Source organism: Sphingobacterium sp. UBA5670 (assembly GCF_002420705.1).
In the GTDB taxonomy this organism is placed as follows: domain Bacteria; phylum Bacteroidota; class Bacteroidia; order Sphingobacteriales; family Sphingobacteriaceae; genus Sphingobacterium.
The window spans coordinates 640,575-648,304 of sequence record NZ_DIIM01000021.1 but is presented as its reverse complement, the minus strand read 5'-3'; the positions used below and the strand labels follow the sequence as shown (position 1 = coordinate 648,304).

3 protein-coding genes are annotated in these 7,730 nt (G+C 47.3%); all 3 read right to left on the bottom strand.

Annotated features, from left to right (window positions below; genetic code table 11):
• Positions 1 to 1,434 (bottom strand): hypothetical protein (locus B3C94_RS20665; protein WP_293907278.1); only part of this gene is annotated, 1,434 nt, incomplete at its 3' end.
• 22 nt (positions 1,435 to 1,456) lie between these two features.
• A complete protein-coding gene (locus B3C94_RS20660; protein ID WP_293907276.1) occupies positions 1,457 to 4,501 on the bottom strand; it encodes a SusC/RagA family TonB-linked outer membrane protein in 3,045 nt (1,014 codons plus the stop codon).
• Between the two features lie 408 nt (positions 4,502 to 4,909).
• Positions 4,910 to 7,639, bottom strand: coding sequence for a DUF5695 domain-containing protein (locus B3C94_RS20655; RefSeq protein WP_293907274.1), 2,730 nt, complete (start codon positions 7,637 to 7,639; stop codon positions 4,910 to 4,912).
• Between the last annotated feature and the right edge of the window lie 91 nt (positions 7,640 to 7,730).

Genomic DNA, 7,730 nt, shown 5'->3' with positions numbered 1-7,730 from the left:
GATCAGCTCCAGCTGGAGCTGCGGAATGGGAAATTGCGTTGGTGTACCACCCTGTAACAGATCGTTTCTGCGCATAAATGTAAAAGGTACAAACGTACCGCCAGCACCATCGATTTCTATTGCATATTCGTAGTGAATCGCATCACGCAGCGCGTTTGCGCTGGCTGTTACATCTGGAAGGCTTCCTTTTTGTTTGCGTGATGCCGCCGTGGCATTTAGCTCTGCTGCCGATCCTTCATAATCTTTGAGCCAATACTTGGCTTCAGCTCGCAATAACCGCGTTTCCTCGGCCAGAAAGTATGGATTGACAGCACCGGCGACATTGAGGGTAGACAATTTTGGGTACATCCATCTGGAGCGCATGTAATTGCTGAATAGCCCTCTTCCACGCGCTTCAAGGAGAATACCAAAGTTACTCGTATAGGTGAAATATTGGTAGAAACGTTTATCGTCCGACTCGATCGGCGCCAAAATAATGCTGTTGTCTGTCGGATAGGCGCTCGGTGTTTTCTTTGTTTTGTCCGCGAGGTAGGCGATCTTGATATCGGCCGGAACATAGGATGCGGTCCCATAAGGCCTTTCGAGCACATCGACCAAAGCATTATAATAACCGCCAACAGTCGTCGTAATGGTGAAGTCTTTGGTAAAACCTTTGTCTGCATAGGCAAGAACTCTGTTCCAATGTGCGGCGCCTAAGGTTTCAGCCTCAGCTTTGTCGCGTGGTACCGAGGATAGGATGCGAGCCGATAGGGAATTCATCAGCAGGACTAAGTCAGCCTTGGAAATCGTTACTCCTTTCAGAAAATCAAAATTTAGGTTGGGTGTTTCGGCGATAAGCTGTAAAGTTTTATCTAGATGTTTGATGCCATTTTCGATCAGCTCCTTGTAGGAATTCGGAAACTCTTTGAGCTTTAAATTGATATCGTCGACAATCAGTCCGCGGTCAAATATGGCGCCCAGATAACCTTGCGAAACTCCTTTAGCATAATAGGCCCCGATGAGGCAATCCCGGGTGCGGTCGGCACCTTTGTCGTCATAGATTGTCAGCTTTTGGTTTTCAATCAGATCAATTACTTTGGTGGCGTCTAGGTTGGATTGATAGAAATTGGAATACACCTCCCTTACAGCGGCATTTCCACGGTAAGCGGCGTTATTATTGAGGCGCAACCGTGGCTCGTTGGCAAAGTCCCACCAGGACTGGCTGCCGTTGGTATTGGTAGACTGATCGGCCCAGAGACTGAAATGTGAACCGCCAGCATTATTGGTGGTGGTATTAAAGGCCGTCTGAATACTGCTTGTTGTGAGTACATAGCCCAGGCTTTTTATCTTTTCTACGGCTTCAGCATTGGTGAGCGTTGAGGGGTCATCAAATCCGATCGATTCGCAGGAACCTAATGCTAAAATAGCGGCTATGCCCAAAAATATCTTTCTCATATATTTCAAGTTGATGGTCAGGTTAAAAATTGAATGTTAACTTTCCGGAAATGATCCGATAGGAAGGGTAATTGAACCCGTCTTGTCCGATGCCGTCTACATTGACACCCTTAAAGTTTGTCCAGATGAATAGGTTTCGTCCGATTAACGATAGATTGGCATTTTTTAAGACCTTCGCTAGCCCGAGTTTTTCTGTTGGAAGCTTGTAGGACAAAGAAAGCTCCCGAAGGGCTAAATAGGTTGTTTTTTCGATCCAATAGTCGGTCACTTGGGAAGCATTGAATACTTGTGTGGTGAAATTGAGCGGCTTTCCGGCAGCAGCACTCCGGTCAGAAAACTGCGAACGGTAGACATAGGTCAGGTATTGGGCTGTTTCATTGAATTTTTGACCGCCTTGCTGCCAGTCCAGCACACTATAGAGTGAAAACCGTCCATAATTGAAGGTATTTGCAAAACCGACAATGAAATCCGGATTGGCATCGCCGATGATCTTTGCATTTCCTGTGGCTGCATTAACATAAAATACGGGTGCTTCGGTTGCCGTGCCGAGGGCTGCCTTTTCGACCACAACGCCAAATTCATTGACCACATAATCGGCTATGCGTTTGGTACCGTCACCGGCATTGATGACGTAGCCATCGCTATTGGTTTGCAGCTGTGCAAGATCTGAATGGATGCTATACCCATAAATTGCGGTGGTACTGGCTCCAACAGCTTTTCGATAACCATTATAGGTAAATTCGGGAACGTCGCCCAGGGAAGTAATGCGGCTGCGGACACGGCTGAAGGTAAGTCCCGACGACCAGCTGAACTTTTTCTTTTCCAGTATCTTGCCGTTCACTTCGAGTTCGAGCGAATTGGATTTTACGGCACCTAAATTGTCATAGATACTTGCCGAACCTGAAATAGGGGTAAAGGCAGGTACCGATATAAAGTCGTTGGTACTATTGGAGAAAGCATAGTTGAACTGTACGTTTAACCGCTTGAAGAGAATCGCATCAAAGCCAAGTTCTGTCTCGGCGGTCACTGCTCTTTTAAGGTCTGTATTGTCATTTTGGGTATAACTGACACCGCCAGTATTGGTGATGCTGACCCTGCTGTCTTTGGCGCCAAAAGGAGGAAGGCTCCCGGCTTTACCGTAGGCAGCGCGGAGCTTAAACTCCGTCAGCGGGGCTAGATGGATATCCTGTGTGAGTCGGTATGCGGCGGATATCCGTGGAAAAAAGGCCGTACCCACGTCACGTCCGAATCTTGAACTTTGGTCCAAGCGGCCCAGTACATCCAAAAATAGCTTATCTGCCCAGGCAAATTTGGCATTCAGAAAATAACCGTGATTGACCGTTTTTTCCCAGGACGATCCGATGACCCGCGTGCTGGGTTCGGTCACATCCAAGCTCCTGACAGGGGCCGTGAGATTCCGCCCAGAAGCATTGAAACCAGTCTGGGACGAAAATTCATAGACATATTTCGCTGTCAGCCCCCAGTCCACAGGACCGCTGCGGCGGTTGTAGTTTAACTGAAACTGACCGTTTTTGCTGGTACTTTTTGTGGTCCGCAAGGCATAATTGCCATTGTTGAGCACGACGTCCGGAACGATGGTCTGATAACCTTTGGGGTAATATTCCTCGGTGTTGTACTGTCTGGTCTGCAAGGAAAGTGCTCCCTCGGCACTCAGGTGTTCTGTGATGGTATACCGGAGTTTTCCGCCGAGCAGAAGATTCTCGGTTTGGTAGGCGTATTCCTCGTTGCTTAGCCGATAGAATGGGTTGGTCCATTGCTGTCCTGAAAGATTGCTTCCTTTGGGCAGATAAACATATTTGCCGGACTCGTCTTTTTCGCTCAGATCAATAAAAGGCTCGACGAGCAAGGTCGAATAAAGCAGCCCATCTGAACGGCTGGATACAGCGTTCGAAGGTGTATTGAAGAAGCTATACTGTGTGGTCAGGTCTGCCGTGATCTTGGGCGACACCCTGTAACCCAGATTGAAAAGGATATTTTGTCTTTTGTCGGCATCAACGACTGGAGATACACCTCCCTTATGCTGATTCTGTGCAGATAAATAGATGTTATATTTTTCTCCACTTGCGGCGGCAGCAATCGAATTGGTGAAATAACTGGTGCGACCCAAAAGATTTTTTGTGTTGTCCACATCATCTTTATAGGGGTGCAGGTTGACCGAAAAACCATTTTCTTTGTAGTCGATCACCCTTGCACCATTAACCAGGAGGAAGGAGCCGTCGGGGTTGACCTTGAAATGATGCTGATTAGAAAGCGGTGGAAGTAATAAAAGACTGGAATAGCCGAGTTCATTGTCGATATTGATATTCAGCTTTCCTTCTTTTTTACCGTTCTTGGTCAGTACCTGAATCACACCGCCCTCACCACGGGTGCCATATAACGCCGAGGCGGCTGCTCCCTTTACAACTTCGATGCTTTCAATGTCATTTGGATTGATGTCGGCGAGTTTGAGTGTTGTGACAAAACCGTCTACAACAATAAGAGGTTCTATTTCCCCAGTGACGGACTTTGATCCCCGAAGATAAACCGACGCTCCGGCATTGCCGCCAGATTGGTCGATGCGAAGACCGGCAACTTTGCCACGTAGACTCGTGGAAGCATCGAGGGAAGGAACGGTGCCGATCAGCTCCTGGTCTACTTTGGTGAGTGCAAAGGATAGTTTTTTGCGGCTGGTGCCTTGTGCGACTCCCGTTACCACGACTTCTTCAAGGTCTTTGCTTGCCGGGCTGAGCGCTATCAGAATGGGACTTTTGTCGATAACAAGCGACAGAGACTTGTAGTTGAGGTGGCTCAACTTAACCTTAAAAGGAAGTTTCTGTCCGGTCACAAACTGGAACCTGCCCTCGCGATCGGTTTTTACGCTGTGGGTAACAGCATCCAGCTGCACGGTGACATCTTCGATGGGCTGTTTTGTTGAAGCGTCTATGATACGGCCCTCAAGGGTAGCGTTTACGATAGGTCTGGGTTTGTCCTGTGGATAGCTGGGCTTTACCCAAAAAAAGAACAATAGAAAATAGATAGAATACAGCGGTACTCCAATGTTTTTCATAAGATTTGGATTAATAGTTAAAAATTAAACAAGTGCCAACGCCAATTGATTACTTGTACTATATTTCTAGGGAATGTTTCTGCAGCAGAGCACTGCAGTTTTTGTTAGTAGCACATTCGCATGGATACGATGTGGGATTGTTGATTTTTCATAAAGGATCTTAAATGTTAAAAAAGTTTAGTTGATTGAATATGATAAGCAAATATAGGGAATAAAAAATAAAGTCTATAAAATTAGTAGATTATTTTTTAAATAAATAGGCTTTTACATTTCCAGCTAACCAAAATCGGGCTTCCAGCTAAATGGGAAACCCGATTTTGGTATTGTCATTATGACTGCCTACATATAGTGTATATAGCTTTTTTATAGATAACCTGTGTTTGAGCAGGCTGCTTTCTGCATGCTGTTCTAGTGCAGCTTTTTCAGTTTTACTGTTTTCTTCGAAAGGGGGATTGCATATCGGTTTGGTTGATCTTTGTTGATTCCATCCACCTCATAGTGGCTTTCGGGATTTACATTGAGCAAAATATGCGCGATATTCTGGGCTGGATCATTGTTGAAAACCAGTGTAACGCTGCGGTCTTTCTGATCGTAGTGCAGTTCGGCAATCTCACCGGCATCTGTCGTCAGCCAGAGGTTTTCTTTAGCCAGGAATACACGGCCTTTGGAGGCTGTCGTCAGGGCAACTTTGACCTGTTGTTTTTCCTTTTTCAGGTTGCCACTAAAAGCGAGCCAGCCAAATTCAGGATGCTCAACAATATAGGTTCCCGAGTTGACAGCATAGCCATAAAATCCAGTTCCATAGTCTCCGGATATCCCATCATTGGCCAGTGTGGAAGGGTAGGAGTGGAATGCTCCGGGGCCAAAACCATCTTCGGTGACATTAGCCAGTGCTCCCATCATACCAGCATGACCGATACGGAGCAGGTAGAAATCGTTGGGATGATCGCGATAGGCAGTCAGGACGGGAATGGCATTGAGTGCAGAGCCATAGTGGTGTAGCTGACGCTCAATGCGTGAAAGCTTGCCACCATAGACAAAGTCCCAGTAACGACGTGCGCTGCCATTATAACCCCAATGTGGTACCGTCGGCATATAAGCGATAATGGCATTGAGCGTCACCTGGGCTTTCTCGTCGAAACCAAAAAAGCGGGACCAGAGGTACACTTCTTCCTGTCCGGTGGAGTCCCAGGGCATTTCGCTTCCGAAAGGATAATTGAGCGTTTTCCAATGTTCTGCACGCTTGCGCATGGCCGCTTCCAGGTTATTGGCCATTAGGGTCAATCCCTCCCTACGCAGGTCGTTGAGAACGATCAGAAATATACTGCCCTCCATCTGACCGAACTGCGCATAATAAGGCGCTTTTTCGACCATGGCCATACTGGTTTGGTAAGCCCGTTCGAGATACTTGTCCCATGTTTCTTCATTGACCAAATTATTGTAGTTGCGGGCAAGCCGGTACATCACCCAATGTGCTGCAGCTACGTGTGGGTAATTGTAAGACCGGCCTATATCATCGGCTTCCTTTTTCGGCCAGGCAGCCCAGGTCTTCCAGTTGATATCCGATCGGTAGGTGCCAGCGGGCATAGAATCCGGTTCATAATAAAACAGGCTTTTGACAACGCCGTATTTCTTGTCGCCTTCCCGATGCTGTATGCGGCCGTAGAGGGTTTCATTGACAAATCGCTTGAGTTTGGCTATCTCCTGCGGATCGGGCTGCAGCACTTGCTTCATCATGGCTGCCAGCCAGCTTGCGGCACCAGCTTCATCACTTAAACCCGCAAACCAGGCACTCTTATTTTGGGTGATGGGCTGCTGTTCTTCGTAGTCATACGATATAACGGATGGTGACCGGCCAAATAGATCTTTATCATTTTCATACCACTGCTTGGTGGTGAGGAAATGGCCCAAGTCCTGTACGACTTCTTTTTCCGATTTGATCACTTTATAATGAATCGTCTGCGTCATGCCGTCCCGGTAGCTGATCGTCAGACGGGCGCGTCCCCAGCGGTTGCCCTGTACCTGGTATTCGGTCCATTGATGTGGGGTATTTCCTTTTTTTGTTAGGGTCAGCGCACCTTCGGGATAGACGCTGACACTTTTGATGGCCTGATTGTGTTTGACAAAAAGCTTAGCGGGATTGTCCATCGGTACCACATACCCCGGAGTACCTACTGCCACAGGTCTGTTGTTTTTCAATAATTCAGGTTCAATGTCACGAATGCTCGGCGCAAGGACAAATTTGAGCGCAAAGGTTTTGGATTCACGGGGCTTCAACACGGTTGAGGTCGGTGTATTCCACTGTTCTACCCCTTTCCAGTCCGTGTCAGCATGTGCCTTGCTGTGGATCAGCCATTCGTGAAATCCCTCAAAGGTAATACTGCGTGGTGTCGGATCGCTATTGAGCGGATTGTAGGCTTCAAAGCCTGCATTTCTGAAGGGCAATACCAGTAGACTCGGCCCACGGCCATGTAAACGGTTGACCTGTAGGTAGCCGGCATCCCGACCAATATAAGGATCAAAAAAGACATTCTGGGCATGCGCTTGATCGAGGTTTTTCCAGTCCATGTTGTTGTTGAATGGAAGGGGAATACCCAGCGAACCAATTTCAATGGAGTAATCGTTGGAATTCGTCAGTTCAAAGCTCAGGATTAGATCACCCTGCTCATCCTGCCAGCTGCGGACAACCTTTAAGGGGATATTGCTGAGTGTAGGACTAATATCGGCACGGGACAAACTGTTTTTTGCCGGGCTGAGTGCCTTTACAGGCTTTCGGTCTGCCGCCGATGAGTAGGATGTCCATGTGGTATCGCCCTGGCGGCGCAAGCTGATGGTGATATCGCCGATATGAAAAAACTGATTACGGTCCCTTTTGTGCAGAAGTTCAACGGGAGTATAGTCAAAATCCTTTTCGCTACCGTTGGGACGAAAAGAGGATAGGGTCTGCGATGCATTGAGGATCGCCACTTGTAGATTTTTGAGGGTAAAGCTTTTGGCTCCCTCTTCTACGCCCAAGGTGGCTTGTTGCGCTTTGACAGCTTTCCATACAGGGTGTTCATCCTGCTGACTGTATACGCGGTTTGGCAACTGGATGCATACGAGGGCAAATAGGATCCAATAGCTTTTTTTAAGATTCATTTTAGATATTTTATTACTCATAATAAGACAGCGAAGGTCATTGCTCTTACAAAGATGGACGATTAAAGCTTCTATTTATGGGTAGATTTTA

Bases quoted from the DNA above. Each gene is read 5' to 3' on its own strand.
- B3C94_RS20660 (WP_293907276.1), bottom strand. From the start codon at position 4,501: ATGAAAAACATTGGAGTACCGCTGTATTCTATCTATTTTCTATTGTTC.
- B3C94_RS20655 (WP_293907274.1), bottom strand. From the start codon at position 7,639: ATGAATCTTAAAAAAAGCTATTGGATCCTATTTGCCCTCGTATGCATC.